18 protein-coding genes, 1 rRNA gene and 1 riboswitch are annotated in these 21,179 nt (G+C 41.5%); all 19 genes read right to left on the minus strand.

Annotated features, from left to right (window positions below):
• Positions 1-19 precede the first annotated feature (19 nt).
• Positions 20-2,293: a DNA helicase PcrA gene (gene pcrA, locus AC4BHA_RS15595; RefSeq protein WP_066108490.1), complete on the minus strand. Its 2,274-nt coding sequence runs from the start codon at positions 2,291-2,293 to the stop codon at positions 20-22.
• 64 nt (positions 2,294-2,357) lie between these two features.
• Positions 2,358-3,050, minus strand: coding sequence for a heptaprenylglyceryl phosphate synthase (pcrB, locus tag AC4BHA_RS15600; RefSeq protein ID WP_066108493.1), 693 nt, complete (start codon positions 3,048-3,050; stop codon positions 2,358-2,360).
• Positions 3,051-3,286: 236 nt separating this feature from the next.
• Complete coding sequence (locus AC4BHA_RS15605; RefSeq protein ID WP_066108496.1) at positions 3,287-3,586, minus strand: YerC/YecD family TrpR-related protein; 300 nt, start codon at positions 3,584-3,586, stop codon at positions 3,287-3,289.
• Between the two features lie 15 nt (positions 3,587-3,601).
• A complete protein-coding gene (locus AC4BHA_RS15610; protein ID WP_148631360.1) occupies positions 3,602-4,633 on the minus strand; it encodes a DUF3048 domain-containing protein in 1,032 nt (343 codons plus the stop codon).
• A 70-nt stretch (positions 4,634-4,703) separates the two neighbouring features.
• Positions 4,704-6,449, minus strand: coding sequence for an adenine deaminase C-terminal domain-containing protein (locus AC4BHA_RS15615; RefSeq protein WP_066108501.1), 1,746 nt, complete (start codon positions 6,447-6,449; stop codon positions 4,704-4,706).
• 847 nt (positions 6,450-7,296) lie between these two features.
• Positions 7,297-8,568, minus strand: coding sequence for a phosphoribosylamine--glycine ligase (purD, locus tag AC4BHA_RS15620; protein WP_490558892.1), 1,272 nt, complete (start codon positions 8,566-8,568; stop codon positions 7,297-7,299).
• A 19-nt stretch (positions 8,569-8,587) separates the two neighbouring features.
• Complete coding sequence (gene purH / locus AC4BHA_RS15625) at positions 8,588-10,120, minus strand: bifunctional phosphoribosylaminoimidazolecarboxamide formyltransferase/IMP cyclohydrolase (protein ID WP_066108505.1); 1,533 nt, start codon at positions 10,118-10,120, stop codon at positions 8,588-8,590.
• Complete coding sequence (gene purN / locus AC4BHA_RS15630; RefSeq protein ID WP_066108508.1) at positions 10,117-10,698, minus strand: phosphoribosylglycinamide formyltransferase; 582 nt, start codon at positions 10,696-10,698, stop codon at positions 10,117-10,119. Before purN ends, purH begins: the two co-directional genes overlap by 4 nt.
• A 68-nt stretch (positions 10,699-10,766) precedes the next feature.
• Positions 10,767-11,792, minus strand: coding sequence for a phosphoribosylformylglycinamidine cyclo-ligase (purM, locus tag AC4BHA_RS15635; protein ID WP_148631358.1), 1,026 nt, complete (start codon positions 11,790-11,792; stop codon positions 10,767-10,769).
• 42 nt (positions 11,793-11,834) lie between these two features.
• Positions 11,835-13,253 (minus strand): amidophosphoribosyltransferase, encoded by a 1,419-nt coding sequence (gene purF, locus AC4BHA_RS15640; RefSeq protein ID WP_490553633.1) that lies wholly within the window; start codon positions 13,251-13,253, stop codon positions 11,835-11,837.
• Positions 13,229-15,463, minus strand: coding sequence for a phosphoribosylformylglycinamidine synthase subunit PurL (gene purL / locus AC4BHA_RS15645; RefSeq protein WP_140462127.1), 2,235 nt, complete (start codon positions 15,461-15,463; stop codon positions 13,229-13,231). The genes purF and purL overlap by 25 nt, the downstream gene beginning before the upstream one ends.
• Entirely contained in the window at positions 15,447-16,130 is a 684-nt protein-coding gene (gene purQ / locus AC4BHA_RS15650) for a phosphoribosylformylglycinamidine synthase subunit PurQ (RefSeq protein ID WP_066108516.1), read from the minus strand. The genes purL and purQ overlap by 17 nt, the downstream gene beginning before the upstream one ends.
• Entirely contained in the window at positions 16,127-16,381 is a 255-nt protein-coding gene (gene purS / locus AC4BHA_RS15655; RefSeq protein WP_066108519.1) for a phosphoribosylformylglycinamidine synthase subunit PurS, read from the minus strand. Before purS ends, purQ begins: the two co-directional genes overlap by 4 nt.
• Positions 16,374-17,099 carry a phosphoribosylaminoimidazolesuccinocarboxamide synthase gene (gene purC / locus AC4BHA_RS15660; RefSeq protein WP_490558893.1) on the minus strand — a complete coding sequence of 242 codons (726 nt, stop codon included), beginning with the start codon at positions 17,097-17,099 and terminating at the stop codon, positions 16,374-16,376. The genes purS and purC overlap by 8 nt, the downstream gene beginning before the upstream one ends.
• Positions 17,100-17,199: 100 nt before the next feature.
• Entirely contained in the window at positions 17,200-18,492 is a 1,293-nt protein-coding gene (gene purB / locus AC4BHA_RS15665; RefSeq protein ID WP_066108525.1) for an adenylosuccinate lyase, read from the minus strand.
• On the minus strand, positions 18,492-19,667 hold the full coding sequence (gene purK / locus AC4BHA_RS15670; RefSeq protein WP_066108528.1) for a 5-(carboxyamino)imidazole ribonucleotide synthase: 1,176 nt from the start codon (positions 19,665-19,667) through the stop codon (positions 18,492-18,494). The genes purB and purK overlap by 1 nt, the downstream gene beginning before the upstream one ends.
• The gene (purE, locus tag AC4BHA_RS15675) at positions 19,654-20,145 is read right to left on the minus strand and encodes a 5-(carboxyamino)imidazole ribonucleotide mutase (protein WP_490558894.1); all 492 of its coding nucleotides are present in this window, start codon (positions 20,143-20,145) and stop codon (positions 19,654-19,656) included. The genes purK and purE overlap by 14 nt, the downstream gene beginning before the upstream one ends.
• Before the next feature lie 124 nt (positions 20,146-20,269).
• A riboswitch (purine riboswitch) is annotated at positions 20,270-20,373 on the minus strand.
• A gap of 92 nt (positions 20,374-20,465) precedes the next feature.
• The gene (locus AC4BHA_RS15680) at positions 20,466-20,666 is read right to left on the minus strand and encodes an NETI motif-containing protein (RefSeq protein WP_066108532.1); all 201 of its coding nucleotides are present in this window, start codon (positions 20,664-20,666) and stop codon (positions 20,466-20,468) included.
• A 437-nt stretch (positions 20,667-21,103) separates the two neighbouring features.
• Positions 21,104-21,179 (minus strand): 5S ribosomal RNA (gene rrf / locus AC4BHA_RS15685); the annotation flags it as partial.

The following is a 21,179-nucleotide window of genomic DNA, read 5'->3' on the forward strand; positions in this document are numbered from 1 at the left end:
TCAATGTTTCTCTTGCGGACTATTGTTTTGTGATTGGTGCAAATTTGGCAAGGAGTCGTTTGATACCCATAGATGGGAATGCAATATCCAGCTCCAGACCGTCTCCGCTTCCTTTTACGCTGACAACTGTACCTACGCCCCATTTACCATGGGCCGCTTTATCGCCAACCTGCCAGTCGAGTTTTTCTCCGCCGGACTCATTCATCATCGATCTTCCGACAGTTTTAGGTCTTGCTGCACCATTGATTCCTGAATTGTTAAGACCGGCACCATTTATACCCGTTCTAGTTCTTGTACCTGAACCTGAATGCATAAAGGAAGGTCTTGACTGCCTTTGCTCTTCAGGCGGATTTAACAGTTCAATTAAATCCTGTGGAATTTCTTTAATAAAGCGAGATACAGGGTTCAGATTAGTACGTCCATATAATGTACGCATCTGTGCATTCGTAATAAATAATTCACGTTCAGCCCGTGTGATCCCAACATAAGCAAGCCGTCGTTCTTCTTCCATTTCCGCTTCTTCCATTAAGGCACGGCTATGCGGGAAGACACCTTCTTCAAGTCCAATCAGGAATACAGCAGGGAATTCCAGCCCTTTTGCCGAGTGAAGTGTCATTAATACAACGCCATCTGTCACGGCTTCATCCTCATCCATACGGTCAATGTCCGCAACAAGAGCAAGGTCTGTTAAGAAGGCAACCAGGCTCTTATCATCACTGCCCTTTTCAAAGTTTTTCGTAACAGATAAGAACTCATCAATATTCTCTAGGCGTGTTTCTGCTTCAATCGTCTTCTCAATTTCCAACGACTTTCGATACCCTGATTTTTCAATGACTTCTTCTATTAATTCTGTAACAGACAGGAATTCCTGCATTTGCGTATAGTTTTTAATTAGGTCCCTGAATTCAGCAGCCCCATTATAAGCTTTACCGCTAAGTCCAATAAATTCAAGCTCCATCATAGCCTGATACATAGAAATATCATGATCGGCAGCATAATTAGCAATTTTATCAACTGAGCTTGCTCCAACTCCACGCTTTGGAACATTGATGACCCTGCGCAAGCTAATATCATCGTCCGGATTGGCAATGAGTCGCAGATAAGCAAGAATATCTTTAATCTCTTTACGATCATAGAACTTAATACCGCCAACAATCGTATATGGAATATTGGATTTAAGCAGAACTTCCTCCATTACCCTTGACTGAGCATTCGTACGGTACAAAATGGCAATATCAGATAGCTTCTTCCCTTGCTGTTCTGTCAGCTCTTTAATCTTTCCAGCAACGAACTGTGCTTCACCTTGTTCACTGTCCGCACGGTAATATGCCAACTTATTCCCTTCCAGGTTTTCTGTCCACAAATTCTTTTCCTTACGATTCAGGTTGTTGTTAATTACTCCATTGGCAGCCGCTAAAATCCGTTTTGAGGAGCGATAATTCTGCTCAAGCAAAATAACATTGGCATCAGGATAATCCTTTTCAAAGGAGAGAATGTTGGCAATATCAGCACCACGCCAGCGATAGATGGACTGATCGGAATCACCAACTACACATAGGTTTTTAAAACGCTGTGCCAATTTCTTTACAAGCATATATTGTGCACGGTTCGTATCCTGATACTCATCCACGTGAATATATTGAAACTTTCTTTGATAGAATTCCAGTACTTCCGGAACCTTATCAAAAAGTTCAAATGTCTTCATAATCAAATCATCAAAGTCCAATGCCTGATTTTTACGGAGTCGCTTCTGATACTCTGTATAAAGATCAGCTACTGTTTGCTCATAGTAATTGCCTGCACTGTTCGCAAATTCCTCATAGTTGATCAATTCATTTTTGGCAGAGGAAATGGACCCAAGAATCGTCTTAGGATCGAATTTCTTCGTATCAATATTCTTCTCTTTCATTATTTGCTTAATAACCGTTTGCTGATCACCTGGGTCAAGAATTGAGAAATTGCGATTCATACCAATTCGGTCAATATCACGGCGCAGGATTCGCACGCACATTGAGTGGAAAGTAGAAATCCAAATATCCTCTGCAGCGCCGCCTAGGATTCCCTGAATTCTTTCCTTCATTTCTCTTGCTGCCTTATTGGTAAACGTAATGGCAAGAATATTCCACGGTGCTACTTCTTTTTCTACAATTAGAAAGGCAATGCGGTGGGTAAGTACCTTTGTCTTCCCACTGCCCGCTCCGGCCATAATTAGCAAAGGTCCATCCGTAGCTTGTACAGCCTCTTTTTGTTTATTATTTAATCCCGTTAACAGTCGATCTGTTAAGAATTGCATTATGACACCACCCTAACGAACATTTGTTCTTATTATACTTCATCCAATGGCTTTAACGACAATTTTATTTATTCTTTTTGGCAGAATCTACTGTCAAGAGAGCCGTTTTTAAATCCTCATAGACGAGGTTTCCGACTACAATTACATCTGACAAGCTGGACATTTCCTCAGCTTTTTCGATGCTTGTAATCCCTCCGCCGTAGAATAGCGTTGTATTCATCAATGTATTTTTAACGGTCTTGACAAGTGCTGGATCCCCATACTTTCCGCTGTATTCCAAATAAAAAATAGGCAAATTTAATACTTTTTCTGCCACAAGAGCATAGGCTGCCGCATCTTCTTCCGTCAAATCGGTATTGGCATCCGTTAAATCTGCTGCCTTACAATCAGCATTCATGATGCAATATCCTTCCACATGCATTTCGTCCCAATTAATCATGTGGCCAAATTCTTTAATTGCTTCTTTATGCAAACCAAGAATCCAATCCGGATTCCTGCTATTTAAAACAGATGGTATAAAATACAAATCAAATCCCGGGGTTATGGATTCTATATTTGATACTTCAAGCACACAAGGCAATGTATAACGCCTAACGCGGGCCATTAAGTCCAGAACATTTTCTAGTGTAACACCATCTGTTCCTCCGACAATAATAGCATCCGTACCCGATTCACAAACCTTTTCGAGTGCTTCATCTGAAATTTCCTTATTAGGATCGAGTTTAAACACATGTTTCCACTCGCGAAAATCGTACATGCAAAACAGCCCCCATTCTAATTTCCATTTAACCATTATAGCATTCCTTTTAGAGTTCCCAAAGAGTTAGAAAATTCATATGCACAACTGTTATCTAACCGGTAATAAATATGTGCTCTACCCCGGTGCGCGCCTACTTAATTGTCAATTAGATGATACGTTCCCAGCCTGAGTACATATAAAAAAGCAAGCAACCGATGTGCATATTCCACGCGGTCTGCTTGCTTTTATTTATTTCAGGCATTATCTTCTTTTAATCTTCCCAGTGCCATTGAGTACGCATCATTCCCATAATTCAAACAACGTTTAACCCTTGAAATAGTTGCAGTGCTTGCTCCGGTTTCAGTTTCAATCATATGATACGTTTTACCTTCTTCAAGCATTCGGGCAACCTCGAGGCGTTGGGCAAGAGATTGTATTTCATTCACCGTACATAAATCATCAAAGAAACGATAACATTCATCGAGATCTTTCAAGGATAATATCGCGTTGAATAATTGATCCAACTCTTTCCCTTTTAGTTTGTTAATTTGCATATATCCAGGTTCCTCCTAATCATTTGAGAGTTTGACACTATTATTTAAGCCCGGTTGATCCGGAATAATATTAATCCATGTTTTTCCCTGCACCAATTTTACTTCCGTTTCACCGGATACAGGTACAATTCGACCATCTTTACTTACCCATTGAATCTCCAGGCGTTTACCTTTTTGCAGTAAGTATGCATCTCCGCCCGCAGTTAAATCAATACTCCTGCGGCCTTTATCATCAATCACCTTATGAATAGCTTCCACAATAAGGATATTATCCAGTAGAACGGGATCTTTCGTATCTTGATCTTCCGTGCGTACTCCCGCTGTATGGCGTGTATACTTTTCACTCGCCGAATCATACTTATAGGTCACATCATAATCTAGAGATCCATAAGATAGAGCAGCAACTTTATAGTCATCACCGGAAATTAATCCTGTTTCATCGTCGGAAAAAAAGCTATACGGCGGGGTATTCTCTTCCATTGAATAACCTTCTTTTTGTGCACCCTCTAAGATATTTTCATAGGTGATATAGGAATTATGCGGCGCTTTTCGATCAGAAGATCGTTTGAAGAGTGTCCCGTCATGGTTAAGTCCGTTCAAGTGGTCTATATAATCAGATTGAATCAGCTTTTTCGCATCAGGACTCCAGCCATGAAAAATATACAGGCTTTCATATCCTTTGGCAAGCTCTATATAATAATCTCTCGCACTTCTAATTGGCCCAATGTTTTCAGGAAATTCGCTTTGGTAGATAGCCAAAAACCTAGTTATATTACTTTCAGCTAAAACCTCATATACGACATCTGCTTTAGATAGGCCAGACTGTGGTCTTGCTTTGGGATGATTATTGACCATAACCGATACAGCCCTGTGGTTGACCTCTTCGTCCGTTCCCACACCCGTTAACGGATACGTATTCACCGGCTTAGCAGCTACCTCTTCTTTATCAGTTTGAGGTTTATCAATAATGGTTTCTTCCTTATTCCCTGAACACCCTGCCAGAAGGACAAAAACTAAAGCCACCATGAACCCAGCTTTCCTCAACATGCCCTACACCCCTTAAAGTGAAATTAACCCACCATGATCTACCTTTTATTTTTCTCTATTCTTTATTATTTTAACGCATTATAGTCGGAAAGAGTACAGATTTATTCATAACGTCATATAATCCTGCCTGTGTTACCCTTATATAAGGTAAATGAGTAGAGGAAAAGAACAGTAAAGAATAAATCGGATCCTCGAATGGGTATCCCTTTTCAGTCAATATTTCTCGCAATCTAGTTTCTTCTTCTATTAAAATCGGGAGTTCTTGATTAGACATCATTCCTTGCAGCTCCAGAGGCATTTCGAACAATATTTCACCTTTCTCTGCAATCACAATTCCCCCACCGATTTCTTTCATTCGGTTAAAAGCCAGTCTCATATCTTTCTTACTTTTTCCAATCAACAATATATCCCCAGAGTTAGAAAAGGATGAAGCAAATCCATACAAACGGTTGGCAAACCCCTTTAATATCGTATTGATTCTGAATTTACCATCTCTTGTTAGGTACGTAAAAAAGCTCTCATCATGGTCTTCATCCAAAACTTCTCTTGAAATATCAATATGAATCGAATATGGCTTAGTGATGACGCTATTTTCCATATTGATGCCAAATGGCATTGAGTATTGGAAGTCGTAATCTGTAAGCTCCCAATCAAGCTCCAGAGGGCTAAGGCCAAAGTCTTTCCAGGCGATCGATGTTCGATTCGTTTCAACCTGTCTTCCATCCCTTTTCACCCACTGCCCTTTTGATAAAACAGAGTGAGGAGTAGGCTGATCCTTGGCAGACAGGAAGTTAATATTGGCTACTCGTCCTGTCGCAATATTTCCGTGTAAATAATCGATATTATAATAGCGAGCTATATTTAAGGAAGCCATATTATACGCATCAATAATAGGCACACCTTTTTCAATTGCTATCGAGATTAATTGATCCGTAAATCCATCTTTATAAAATCCAGGTGTTGAACCATCTGTATTAAAAAATAATCGATCATAGGAGTTCAATTCGTATTCTTTTAAATCATCCAAAATACGGGGTAAATCCGGACGAATGGATGAATGCCTCAAGGACACATCATATCCCTGCATCAGTCTGCGAATGACTTCTTCTCCTGTCATAGCCTCATGATCACAATCCGCACCAAGCAGCATTAATTTAGATAATGTTTTTTCAGAAGCGCCCGGGAAATGTCCTTCAATTTTCTTTCTCATTCTTTTTGCTTCCTGTATCCAGTGAAGCATCATGTCATCTCCATCAAGAAGACGCGGCCATCCTGTTAGCTCTCCAGCCTGCAGGACTCCATCGTGCTCAAGCCAGCTCTTTACATTAGAATGCGAGAATACCATCTCTTCATTTCTCAGCTCAGTTTGAGAATCCAATCTGGCCCACCAATACATGCTGATTGGAAGATGACGTAATTCCTTCAGCAGTGCAAACGCTTGTCTATTGTCCAAAAGAGTAAACAAAAGCATGTTATCATTGATTAAGGTGGTTGTTCCATATTGAGCAGCATGCATGCCAAGAGTAGCCGGATTATATAATTGATATGGATGGGCATGCGGTTCAATATAACCTGGTACCAGGTATTGATCCGTACAGTCTACAATCTCATACCCGTCCTGTATAACAGGCATGTTATCCCCGACATATACAATTCGATCTTCATAGATCCATATATTCGCCTTCATCCACTTTTTAAACACCTGATTCAAATACACGGCATTCGTTAAAACAAGAGTTGGCGCTACTTTACCATCTATCACATGAACATGCTCGCGCAGTTGTTTATTTTTCCATCTATATCGTTGTCCAAGCATAAAAATACCCCCTTCGCAAAACATCATTTCTTATATTTAAAAAAACGGAAGCATCGCCCTTCCATTTTTAAAATTAAAATGTAAGCCTTTTCAATATACTAACATATTTTTATTATTTAGAGCATTAAAGAATGAAATTAATTTGTAATTCTTTACATTTCAGCATTATTAAATAACTATAAGTATTTTTGGATATAAGACTTTTACGTATAATCACATTAAAAAGTTCCCTTTAATAAAGGAAAAAGATTGGACAACCCCCAAATAGACTCTTCCCTTGCCCCTTTAAACTAAACCTGTAAAGCCGCATTATTTATTTTATCGCTCTCAAGATGCAGGAAGAAAAAACATGTGGATAGGAACTATCCTATATTTCTTCAGAAAACATCATTTCTATTTAAAAGATGATATCTTTTTAGTGATTTTTGTCGCAGAAAATCAATTAATGATTTTTCTAGTCTAATATTTAAGAATATTATTGTTTTTTAAAGGTATATGAGCGAAATTGTTAAACTATTGAGCGATTTTAAAAATATATGAGCGAAACCAAAGATTATTGAGCGATTCAGAGGATTTATGAGCGAATTTCAGAGAATAGAGCGAATTATACTGTGATTGAGCGATATTAATAGATTTTACGCGAATTCCCTTCTGATTTGTTGAAGTTTGTTTGAAGCGATTTAAAATTTATCTTATTACTAAACATAAAGTGATTGGATCACTTTTTGCCAACGTTAACCATGCTCCTCTGCATACCTTTTTGGCATATGAAAAAGGCCGACCTCTTCAGGTCGACCAGTAGCCAATTTAATGTTCCTTGCATTACTAACTAGCTAATAAACAGCCTCTAACCGTTATATTTTTCAATAGCACGCTCTCCAATATCATGGCGATAATAGAGACCATTACATTGAATTCCCTCTAGCTCCCGATAAGCCTTTTTCTGGGCAATCTCCAGTGTTTTACCGAGTGCAGTTAGTAAGAGGACTCTTCCTCCATTTGTCAAAAACTCACCCAGTTCATTTTTATTTGTCCCTGCGTGATAAATATGTGCATCGATATCAACATACTTTAAGCCTTTTATAATACTGCCATTTTCATACTCACCTGGGTAGCCATTAGCTGCCATGACGACTCCAAGGGCACTTTCTTCAGACCATTCCAAATCCATATCGACAGAATTCAGAACGTTTTCAACCACATCCATAAAATCTGACTTTAACCTTGGTAGGATGACCTGTGTTTCCGGGTCACCAAATCGGGCATTAAACTCAATCACCTTTGGACCCTCAGCAGTAGCGATTAATCCGGCATAAAGGACCCCGGTGAATGATTTACCCTCTTTCACCATTGCCTTTGCTGTCGGTATCAGAATTTTCGCTAACGCCTGGCTAACCATGTCTTGACTGATGTGCGGAACAGGAGAGTAAGCTCCCATTCCACCTGTGTTCGGACCTTTATCACCATCAAAAGCACGTTTATGATCCTGAGCAATTTCCATCGGATAGACCTTTTCTCCATTTACAAAAGCCATAAAGGAGAACTCCTCCCCAATCAAAAATTCCTCAATCACAACTTTTTTAGAAGACTCTCCAAACCTTTGATTGAGCAGCATTTCTTTCAAGGCACTGAGCGCATCCCCTTCCGTCATTGCGACGACTACACCCTTGCCTGCTGCAAGACCATCCGCCTTAATAACAATTGGTGCACCCTTTTTCTTTACATATTGGACTGCCTTTTCATAATCCGTAAATGTTTCATATTCTGCTGTAGGAATATCATATTTTTTCAGCAAATCCTTCGTAAAAGACTTACTTCCTTCTATTATGGCGGCAGCTTTGGTGGGTCCGAATACGATTAGGTCATGGTCCAGAAATTCATCTACAATTCCGTTCACTAAAGGAGTTTCCGGACCTATAAATGTTAGTTCTATTTCATTTTCTTTCGCAAAATCAACTAATCTGGTATGATCTATCTCCTGGATATCCACAATCTCAGCAACATCTGCCATTCCGGGATTGCCTGGTGCTACAAATACTTTTGTAACGCGCTTGCTCTCAGCAAATTTTCTGGCCAATGCATGTTCGCGACCTCCACGCCCTATAACAAGTACTTTCATCATCTCGTGTCTCTCCCTCTTAATGTTTGAAATGCCGTACTCCGGTAGTAACCATCGCAATACCATACTCATCTGCTTTTTTTATAGAGTCCTCATCTCGCTTTGATCCGCCTGGCTGAATGATAGCGGTAATCCCGGCTCTGGCCGCGGCTTCCACTGTGTCATCCATTGGAAAGAATGCATCTGATGCGATAATGGCGCCTCTCGCTTTTTCACCAGCCTGTTCTAAGGCAATCTTCGCAGCGCCGATACGATTCATTTGACCAGCACCTACTCCCAGTGTCATTTGCTCATCTGTTACGATGATTGCATTTGATTTAACATGCTTTACGAGTTTCCATCCAAATTGAAGAGCTTTCCATTCAGCTTCAGTAGGTTCTCTTTTTGTAACAACCTGAAGCTCTGCATCCTGTATAGTTGCCTCATCTGACTCTTGGACAAGTAAACCGCCTGTAATGGAAGATAGTTTTTTCTCCCTTTTCTCTCTTCCCTCAAATTGAATAGTAAGTAAGCGAATATTTTTCTTAGATGTTAAGACCTCTAATGCCTCGTCAGTAAATGATGGGGCAATCACAATTTCCAAGAAAATTTCATGAAGCAGTTTCGCCGTTTCAGCATCTACTTCCCGATTTAACGCAACAATACCGCCAAAGATAGATGTAGGATCCGCTTCATATGCCTTTTGGAATGCTTCATAAATAGTGTCTCCAGTTCCTGCGCCGCAAGGATTCATATGCTTCACAGCAACAGCAGCCGGCTGTTCAAATTCCTTCACGATTTGCAGGGCAGCATCTGCATCATTGATATTGTTATAGGATAATTCCTTACCATGCAGCTGCCTGGCTGCTGCAATTGAAAAAGTAGAGCCAAGTGGTTTTGCATAAAACGCAGCTTTTTGATGAGGGTTTTCACCGTAGCGAAGTGGTTGCTTTAACGTGTATGTAACAGTATAGTTTTCAGGCTGATCCTCTTCTGCCAAATTTGTCATGTATTCAGCAATCAGGGCATCATAAGCCGCTGTATGGCGAAAAACCTTTGCCGCCAGCTTTCTTCTATCCAATAAGGAAAGTTCTCCATTACGGAAACCATTAAGTACTTTTCCATAGTCAGCAGGATCCACCACAACTGCTACAGACTCATGGTTTTTAGCAGAGGCCCTCAGCATTGCAGGACCGCCAATATCAATATTCTCGATTGCCTCTTCAACTGTCACGCCTGGTTTAGCAATCGTTTCTTGGAATGGATAAAGGTTCACACAAACCAGCTGAATAGGAGCAATCCCTTGTTCTTCAAGCTGAGCCATATGGGATTCATCGTTTTGTTTTCCAAGGAGACCCCCATGAATATAGGGATGTAAAGTTTTTACGCGCCCATCCATTATTTCCGGAAAACCTGTCACGTCACTGACGCTGATAACTGGAATACCATGATCCGACAATGTTTTTTTGGTTCCACCTGTGGAAATAATCTCAAAGCCCAGCTCCGTAACTCCTTTGGCGAATTCTACAATCCCCTCTTTGTTTGATACACTGATCAATGCCCGCTTTTTCATACTTTCTCCTCCTGTTCGTTGCTTAACTGCTCTATAATGCGTGGATATAGGTTATGCTCTACCTGCTGAATTTTCCTGTGGATCTCCTCCACGCTCTCCCCTTTATGTATCGAGACGGCTCTCTGTGCAATAATCGGTCCCGTATCCATGCCTTCATCTACATAATGAACCGTAACCCCCGTCACTTCGACGCCTGCTTCTATCGCCTGCAAAACGGCATTTTTTCCTGGAAAGGCTGGCAATAAAGAAGGATGAATATTAATAATGTGATTAGGATAGGCCCTTAACAGCACTGAGCCAATTAATCGCATATAGCCTGCCAAAATAATCATCTCGACTTCTTTCGCCTGCAACTCCTGTAAAATTTGCTGTTCATAATCCTCTTTCAAAGGAAAATCCTTTGGAGAAAAGGATAATACCGGAATATTTAACTTTTCCGCCCTATCTATACAGTAAGCACCTGGATGATCACAAATCAGCAATTCTATCGAGGCATACAATTTTCCTTTTTCCACCGCTTCTGCTATCGCTTGAAAGTTACTGCCATTACCTGATGCAAATATAGCAATTTTTTTCATAGCTTCTCCCTTAGTCTTATATGATTTCAACTTAATAAGCTACTAAATTGTCTTTGCCTTTTTGTAAATCAACGGAAATGCACGCCTTCTTTTTGAATCACCCGACCGATTCTTTTTGCGTCTTCCCCCAATTGATTCAGGGTACCAATTAGCTCACTCGCTTTTTCAGCCTGTACAGCTAGAACCATGCCAATCCCCATATTAAAAATCGAATACATGTCATCCTCTTCAAGTGATCCTTTATCCTTTATAAGGTTGAAAATCGGATTAATTTCCCATGTTCCTTTTTTAATTTCCGCCCCAAATCCATCCGGAAGCATGCGCGGTATATTTTCGATAAATCCTCCTCCGGTAATGTGGGCGATTCCATGAACTGAGCCGGACTTCAAAACTTCAAGGATGGGTTTTACATAAATCTTAGTTGGACGCAGTAATTCTTCTCCAAGCATACAATCCAACTCTTTGATAAATTGATCCAATTTCATTGACGATTCATCAAGTAATACCTTTCTCACTAGCGAAAACCCATTGCTATGAATCCCACTTGAAGGCAGCCCAATTAATACATCGCCATCTCGTACAAGGCTTCCATCAATCAGCTTCCTTTTTTCTGCCGCACCAACCGTAAAACCAGCCAGATCATATTCATCTACAGAATACATTCCAGGCATTTCAGCCGTTTCACCGCCAATTAAGGCACAGCCTGCCTGCTCACATCCATCCGCTATTCCTTTTACGATTGCCTCAATTTTTATCGGTTCTGCTTTTCCGCAAGCAATATAGTCAAGAAAATATAATGGTTCTGCACCTTGGGCAATAATATCATTTACACACATGGCAACGCAGTCAACACCAATTGTATCGTGCTTATCCATCATCATAGCGAGCAACAATTTAGTCCCGACTCCATCTGTTCCCGAAACGAGTACAGGCTCCTTAAGGGACAATGCCGACAAATCAAACATACCTCCGAACCCGCCCAAAGCACCGAGTACCTCTGGTCTTTGTGTACGGCTTACATGCTTTTTCATACGTGAGACGGATTCATAGCCTGCTTCAATATCCACTCCTGCACGTTTATATGCGTTCGCCAAAGTGACCATCCTTTCATACTTCCTGTCAATAATCTATTGCCGTTACTTTATTTTTTCATATGCCTGATCATCGGTGGCATAAATTTCAGTTGGATAGTTCCCCGTAAAGCATGCCATGCATTGACCTCGATACTCGCCACCAAAAGGCCTGCCAATTGCCTCAACCGTCCCCTCCACACTTAAAAAGGTCAGAGAATCTGCTCCGATCATCTCCCTGATTTCCTCAACCGAGTTAAACCCGGCAATCAGCTCTTCTTTGGACGATGTATCAATTCCATAAAAACAGGGATTTTTGATTGGAGGAGAGCTAATGCACACATGTACCTCTTTTGCGCCGGCTTCTTTAAGCATCGTCACAATCCTCCTGCTGGTCGTTCCCCTTACAATCGAATCATCCACCATGATGACCCTTTTGCCCTCGACCACACCGCGCACTGGGGCCAGCTTCATTTTCACCCCTTGCTCACGTAGAGATTGGGATGGCTGTATAAAGGTCCGTCCCACATATCGATTTTTAATTAACCCCATCTCATATGGAATCCCGCTTACTTCGGCATAACCGATAGCTGCCGATATACTTGAATCCGGTACACCTGTGACAACATCCGCTTCAATTTGCGCTTCAATAGCCAGTTGTTTCCCCAGGTTCTTCCTGGCCGTATGAACGTTAATACCATCTATATTGCTATCGGGTCTTGAAAAATAAATATACTCCATACTGCACATGGCTTTGCCCTGTGATTCAGCAAAATACTCTGATTGGATGCCGTCATCATTAATCGTCACCAGCTCTCCGGGCCGAACATCCCGAATATAATCAGCACCTATTAAATCGAAGGCACATGTCTCAGATGCAGCTACATATCCTTCACCGATTCGTCCGATGGAGACAGGACGCAATCCATGTGGGTCCACAGCAATCATCATTTCTGTTTCTGTCATGACCAGAAATGCATAGGCCCCTTGGACGAACGATAAAGCCTGCTTTATTCGCTTCTTAAAACAAGCTGAACCAGAGCGCCTAATTAAGTGGGCCAGGACCTCTGTATCCGAGGTTGTATGAAAAATGCTCCCATCTATTTCAAGCTGATTTTTTAATTGGGTTGCGTTTACCAAATTTCCATTATGAGCGAGAGCAAAACTACCGACAGTCTGAGAATTAAACAAAAATGGCTGAACATTTGCCACTCCGCCTCCTCCTGCTGTCGCATAGCGAACATGGCCGATTGCGCTCCGTCCCTTCATATCCTCAATGATCTTTTGATTGAAAACTTCATTCACAAGTCCTTCTGCTTTATGCGATTTCAATACTTGGCCATCTGTAACGACCATTCCCGCTCCTTCCTGTCCACGGTGCTGCAGACTGTGTAAACCATAATAGGTTAGTTGAGATGCTTCAGTATGTCCCCAGATTCCAAACAATCCACATTCTTCATTTAGTCCACGGATTTCAGCAAGCATGGTATGGCTCCCTTCCAGGCTATCAGTAGTTGTTTTGCTTCAATATCAATAACTGTCTCTTCCTGGCCGGCATGAATAACGTATTTTTCTGTATCTGTTACAATACCTATTTGAACCGCTTCCGGAATAATTTCTTTGAAAGGTCCGACTTGTTCAGGCGATACAGTCACAAGGAAACGGGATTGTGATTCTGCAAACAACCGGGTGGCCAAATCCCCCTCTAAATTCACTTCAAAACCAAGGTTTTCTGCGCCAAACAATCCTTCTGCAAGTGCTATGGATAATCCTCCTTCTGCCAGGTCATGAGCTGACTTTATTACACCCGCCTGAATCGCTTTCAACAGCTTTTCCTGCCGGTCTTTTTCAACCTGAAGATTCAGATGGGGCGCTTTACCAAAAATCCGTCCATCATTCATGAATTTTTGCAGCTCACTACCGCCGAATTCAGCATATGTTTCTCCTATTAAGTAGATTAAATCTCCCTTTTCTTTGAAGGATTGAGTGGTGATATGCTTGAGATTATGAACAAGTCCAACCATGCCAACGACCGGTGTCGGGTAGATCGCTTCTCCATTTGTTTCGTTATACAAGGAAACATTCCCACCAATCACCGGTGTCCCTAGTACACGACATGCTCCACTTAATCCATCTGCCGCTTTTTCGAGCTGCCAGAAAATTTCAGGCTTCTCCGGATTCCCGAAGTTCAAACAGTCTGTAATCGCCAACGGTTCACCGCCTGAACAAATAATATTACGTGCTGCTTCAGCCACCGCAATTTGACCGCCTGTTTCCGGGTCTAAATAGAGATAGCGGGAATTGCAGTCTGTTGTCATCGCCAACGCTTTTTCCGTGCCGCGAATACGAACGACGGCTGCATCAGAACCTGGCCCTACAACCGTATTCGTGCGTACCATATAATCATACTGGTCATAAACCCATTCCTTACTCGCTATAGTCGGTTGTGCCAATAACGATAGCAGAGTTTCTGTATAGTTGTTGATGACAGGTACTTCATCTTCCATCGCTTGAAACTCTTGAAAATAATTAGGCTCTTTGGACGGTTTATAGTAAACTGGCGCCTCCTCAGCTAGTGCATCTGCTGGTACATTTGCCACCACTTCGCCTCTATATGTTAAGCGAATCATTTTATCTTCCGTTACAGTGCCCACATCGACCGCTTCAAGGCCATACTTTCCAAACAGCTCTTCGATTTCTTGCTCCCGTCCTTTTTTGGTTACAATCAGCATTCTCTCCTGTGATTCAGATAACATCATTTCATAAGGTGTCATTCCTGTTTCTCGCTGAGGAATCCTATCTAAATTCATTTCAATTCCGGATCCCGCTTTGGAGGCCATTTCAGCAGAGGAACTGATTAATCCAGCTGCGCCCATATCCTGTATTCCTACAAGTGCATCCGATTTTACAAGCTCCAGGCATGCTTCAAGTAAAAGCTTTTCCATGAATGGGTCCCCTACTTGTACGGCTGGCCGTTTGGAATCAGAATCATCTGTTAATTCCTCCGAGGCGAAGGTTGCTCCATGAATGCCATCACGACCTGTTTTTGCCCCGACATACATAACTGTATTTCCAACTCCATGCGCCTGACCCTTCTTAATATCCTCATGATTGATTAAGCCGACACACATCGCATTTACAAGAGGATTCCCCTCATAGGAAGGATCAAACTGAATCTCACCACCAACAGTTGGTATTCCGATACAGTTTCCATATCCGGCAATCCCAGCTACAATTTCCTCAAACAAATACTTCATCCGTGGAGTTGTTAATTCTCCAAAACGCAAGGAGTTCAGCATGGCAATCGGTCTAGCCCCCATGGAAAAGACATCGCGGATGATTCCACCCACGCCTGTGGCTGCACCTTGATATGGTTCGATTGCGGAGGGATGGTTATGGCTTTCAATTTTAAAAACAACCGCTTGCCCGTCACCAATATCCACAATACCCGCACCTTCTCCGGGCCCTTGCAGTACACGTTTACCTGTTGTTGGGAACTTCCTTAATACAGGCTTTGAGTTTTTATAGCTGCAATGCTCAGACCACATAACTGAAAACAAACCAGTTTCTGTATAGTTTGGCAAGTGCCCAAGAATTTTTTCTATCTTGGCAAACTCATCATCCGTCAATCCCATTGTGGCATAAATTCGTTCTTCTTTAATCATGGTTGGACTTGGCTCAAGCATTAACGACATTTGTTTCCCTCCAGTATTGAACAATCGATTTGAATAACTTGATTCCATCGGCACTGCCAAGTAAGGAGGAAACAGCCCTTTCCGGATGGGGCATCATCCCAAGAACATTGCCTTGCTTATTCATAATTCCCGCGATATCCTGATGACTGCCATTTGGATTTCTATCATACGTAAACAGAATTCGATTTTGTGTCTTTAACTGTTCCAGCGTCTCCTCATCACAATAGTAATTTCCCTCGCCATGAGCAATCGGGATAGTGATTTGTTCATTTTTGGTATAGGAGCTCGTAAAAGGAGTTTCGTTGTTCACAACATTCAACTTTTGCGGTCTGCAAATAAACTTCAAATCAGCATTACGCCGCATAGCTCCCGGCAGCAATCCCGCCTCCAGTAATACCTGGAATCCATTACACACACCGAGGATCGGAATACCATCCAATGCCGCTCTTTTCACAGCCTCCATAATGGGTGAAAATTGGGCAATTGCACCGCACCGTAAATAGTCACCATACGAAAACCCTCCAGGCAGCAGGATAGCATCAAAGCCTTCGAGACTCGTTTCCGTATGCCAAACATATTCCGCATCTTCTCCAACCTCATCACGAACGGCATGATACATATCAATATCACAATTGGATCCCGGAAAGACGATTACGGCGAATTTCACTGTCCGATAACCTCCTCTATGCTGTATCGATAATCTTCAATGACCGTATTGACTAACAATTTTTCGCACATATTGCGGACCGCCTCATCAACATCAGCAGTAGATTCAGAGAGTTCCAACTCCATATACTTGCCAATTCGCACATCCCGAACCTCCGGGAAATTCATGGCATTCAATGACTTTTGTACAGCAGTTCCCTGCGGATCCAATACACTTTCACGAAGAGTGACATAAACCTTTACTTTATACATGTTGAACGTCCTCCAGCTTAGCAAGAATTTTTTTATAGGCATCTGTTAAACTGCCGAGATTCCGGCGGAATATATCCTTATCCAACTTTTCATTTGTATGCGAATCCCAAAGACGGCAAGTATCCGGTGAAATTTCATCCGCAAGCAGGACATGGTCCTTCTCATCTTTGCCAAACTCAAGCTTAAAATCTATTAATCTGATGTCCATAGAAGCAAATAAGCTTCGCAACATTTCATTGATTTGCATAGACTGTTTTTTTAATATTTCGACTTCTCCAGCTGTAGCAAGGTCCAGGACGTTAATATGATCTTCTGTTAATAGCGGATCACCAAGCTTATCGTCTTTATAATAAAATTCCACAATCGGCCTTTTAAGAGGTGTTCCTTCCTCTACACCCAATCTTTTAGAAAAACTGCCGGCAGCAACATTGCGGACTACTACTTCTAAAGGAATAATGGTGACTCGTTTAACGAGCTGTTCTGTTTCTGATATTTTTTTAATAAAATGCGATTCAATACCATTAAGGTGAAGCCATTCGAATAGCAGGCTCGTGATTTGGTTATTCAGATGTCCCTTCCCCTCAATCATTGCTTTCTTTTCCCCATTAAATGCAGTTGCTGAGTCCTTGTATCGGATTAGGACGATTTCCGGATTATCAGTTGCATAAATTTGCTTTGCCTTGCCTTCGTAAAGAAGTTCATTCTTCGCCAATTGGATATCCTCCTATATGGTAATAATCCTGATAAGCCAAACACGGATGGAATTAATGTAAAAGGGGCACCCCTCAACCTTTATTAAGTAGTGCCCCTCGTTAAAATTACAGCCCCATACGTTCAAAAATGAAATCTACATTTTTCAAATGATAATGGTAATCGAAGCAATCATCCAATTCTTCAGTAGACAGGTAGGCCGTAATTGTTTCATCCGCTTCTAGCAATTCACGGAATTGAATCTGTGTTTCCCATGCCTCCATCGCCTTAGGCTGAACGGTATCATACGCTTTTTCACGAGACAATCCTTTATCAATTAAAGCAAGCAATACACGCTGTGAATAAATCAGACCATAAGTGCGGTCCATATTACGCTTCATATTATCAGGGAACACCGTTAAGTTTTTCACGATATTACCGAAGCGGTTTAACATATAGTTCAATAAAATGGTCGCATCCGGGAGGATAATTCTTTCAGCAGAAGAATGTGAAATGTCCCGTTCATGCCAAAGTGAAACATTTTCATAGGCCGTCATCATGTGGCCGCGAATCACACGGGCCAACCCAGTCATATTCTCCGAACCGATTGGATTGCGTTTATGCGGCATAGCGGAAGAACCCTTCTGCCCCTTCGCAAAAAATTCCTCTACTTCACGTGTCTCACTCTTTTGCAAACCACGAATTTCAGTTGCAAATTTTTCAATAGAAGTCGCAATCAATGCTAATGTAGACATGTATTGTGCATGTCGGTCGCGCTGTAGGGTTTGGGTAGAGATTGGAGAAGGTTTGATCCCAAGATTTTCACACACAAACTTTTCTACAAATGGATCAATGTTCGCATATGTTCCAACAGCACCGGAGATTTTACCATACTCTACTGTATCTGCAGCTTCTTTTAGTCTTTTTAGATTCCGCTTCATTTCTTCATACCATAATGCCATTTTCAAACCAAATGTCGTTGGTTCAGCATGGACGCCATGAGTACGTCCCATCATAACCGTATATTTATGCTCCTTCGCTTTTTCTGCCAAAATTGTAATAAACCGCTCCACATCAGCGATTAAAATATCATTGGCCTGCTTGAGCAAATAAGATAAAGCCGTATCGACTACATCTGTAGAAGTCAGACCATAATGAACCCATTTCCGTTCTTCTCCCAGCGATTCTGAAACGGCACGCGTAAAGGCAACCACATCATGTCTGGTTTCTTCTTCAATTTCTTTGATACGATTCACATCAAAGGAAGCACGCTCTCTCATTACTTTTACATCCTCTTTAGGGATTGCACCAAGCTCTGCCCAGGCTTCACAAGCCAAAATTTCTACTTCGAGCCATGCTTGAAAACGATTCTCCTCTGTCCAAATCTTTCCCATTTCCGGTCTTGTATAACGTTCAATCATTATTTCATATCCACCTTTTCTTTTTTGTCTCCTGTTTGTTCAGTCCATATATTTGATTGATTAAGCATCTCTAATATTTCCATCGGATGCTCTCCTAAGACTGTAATATGCCCCATTTTTCTATCTTTCTTCGCTTCACGCTTCCCATAAATATGTACTTTCCAATCAGGCTCATTCCCTAAAGCCTTTATAACCGGTTCTAAATGCTGACCCAAAACATTGACCATTACCGCACTGGAATGTAATTCAGTATGACCAAGCGGCCAATTACACACCGCTCTTATATGTTGCTCAAATTGAGAGGTTTCACAAGCCTCAATCGAAAAATGTCCGGAATTATGAGGTCTCGGCGCTAATTCATTCACCAAAATATCATCCTGGTCGAGCAGGAACATTTCAACGGCTAATGTACCAACCACCTGTAATGATTCTGCCAATTGTACAGCCGATCCGATTGCATGGATTTGGGTGTTTTCATTGATTCTCGCCGGGACAATCGATTGATGCAAAATATTATTGACGTGAATATTCTCTGCAACAGGAAACACCCGTATGGAACCATCCAATTTTCGAGTTACTATCACTGAAATTTCCTTTTGAAACGGTATAAAACTCTCCAAAACACAAACTCCATGGCTCAGCAATTCAGAGCCTTTGGCTAAATCTCCTTTATCCCGTATAACAAGCTGTCCTTTTCCATCATAACCACCTCGCGCTGTTTTCAAGACAGAAGGATAGCCAAGTTTAGAAATAGCTTGACGAAGATCCTCAAAACTTGCAATGACCTCGAACGGGACAACTTTGACACCTGATTTCTCAATCGCCTGTTTTTCAAGAACCCGATCCTGCGTAATTCTTAATATATCTGTACCCTGCGGAATATATGGATTACCCGTTAGTTGATCTAACGCATCAGCATCAATATTTTCAAATTCAAATGTGAGTACATCACTTATCTTTGCCAAGCGCTGCAGAGCCTCTACATCATTAAATGGGGCCGTGATTTCCATATCCGCAATTTGGCCGCAAGGACTGTTGGGCGTTGGATCAAGCACAGCTATCTTAAAACCTAAATTTCTGGCTGCCAATGCCAGCATTCGCCCCAACTGACCGCCACCTATTATCCCAATCGTCTGGCCAGGTAAAATAACTGGTGCCTGCTTACTCAAGTTCATCACAACTTTCAATTGATTGTCTTTGAATTTTTAATCTATATTGTTCAAGTTCTTCAGCCAATTCTTGCTCGAAGGTCCCTAATATCTGTACTGCTAAAAGACCTGCATTTTTTGCACCGGCTTTGCCAATCGCCATCGTTGCTACAGGAACACCACCCGGCATTTGAACAATAGACAGCAAAGAATCCAAACCGTTTAGAGCGTAGGATTGCACAGGCACACCAATTACAGGCAAAGTGGTTTTGGCTGCTACCATCCCAGGTAAATGGGCTGCTCCGCCTGCACCGGCTATAATCACTTTTAGTCCACGACTTCGCGCGCTTTGGGCATATTCAAACATTAAATCAGGCGTTCTATGAGCTGAAATTACTTTTTTCTCATAAGCCACCTTAAAATCATCCAGAATAGTACATACATGCTTCATCGTTTCCCAGTCTGATATGCTTCCCATGATTACTCCAACCTTAAGGTCATTCATCATTTTCGCCTCCAAATAAAAAAGCTGCATGAACACACTTTCAAAAAAGAGAAAGCAGTCCACACAGCTTATATGCTATGCCAAACCGAGCACTTAGGACAAGTACTATGCCCTCACATATAAGGTGAGGTCCGCTTTCTCTCATAGTCCAAAAATTTATTCGGTCTTTGGGTAGAAACTTGCAGGCCATATCCCCGCTATTATATGAGAGAATTATTTATTTTAATGCTTATTGTTCGTACCTATCTTACCAATAGGGCTAATTGTATGTCAACTAAAAACCGAACACTTCTGTTATTTAATGCAATATCGTTCGGTTTTCAATCAATTGATTTGCCTTCAAAAATAATCTGGCGTGCAACCGGAATATATTCTATCTGATCGCCATTCTTCACTTCCTTAAAAATTGGTTTCTCCATACGTCTTACGGGAAAGTATCCTTCCTTTTTCATACGCTCCAAGCATTCATCAATGCTTTCATTCTCCTGCAATTCAAACTTTTGTTTCTTTGGCTTAGCCAATCGACCCTCGTCCTTTCTGTTACTTACTCTACTAGTAGTGTATCCCATTTAGTACTCTTTTCGGAAGTTTTGTTACAGAATTTTATGTGACTGGTGTAAGCGTGGACTGGCAAAAGTTTTCTTCTTTATGGATAGGAATTTCAGTTTAACACTGTGCCGTCTCACACCTATTCTCCAGCAAAAACACATCAAAGTATGTACGGTAAGACGTATATAAGTGATGTCAGAATCTGAGCTGAAATGTGCTTAATATGAATTGTCATGGGTAGATATAACAATTTTAAAAAGCTTGGCTTTCCCTCAGATTTTACTCATCTTTGTCCCATTTTTTCAACTTATGTCTTCTTTCCAGCCTACAAATCATGCTGATAACTCAACCTCAATCCCCAAAAAAGCACAAAAAAACCAGCTCATCAACTGAACTGGTTTCTTAAATTGCCCGGCAACGTCCTACTCTCACAGGGACTCGCGTCCCAACTACCATCGGCGCTGAAGAGCTTAACTTCCGTGTTC

Source organism: Pradoshia sp. Z3_51, assembly GCF_058215915.1.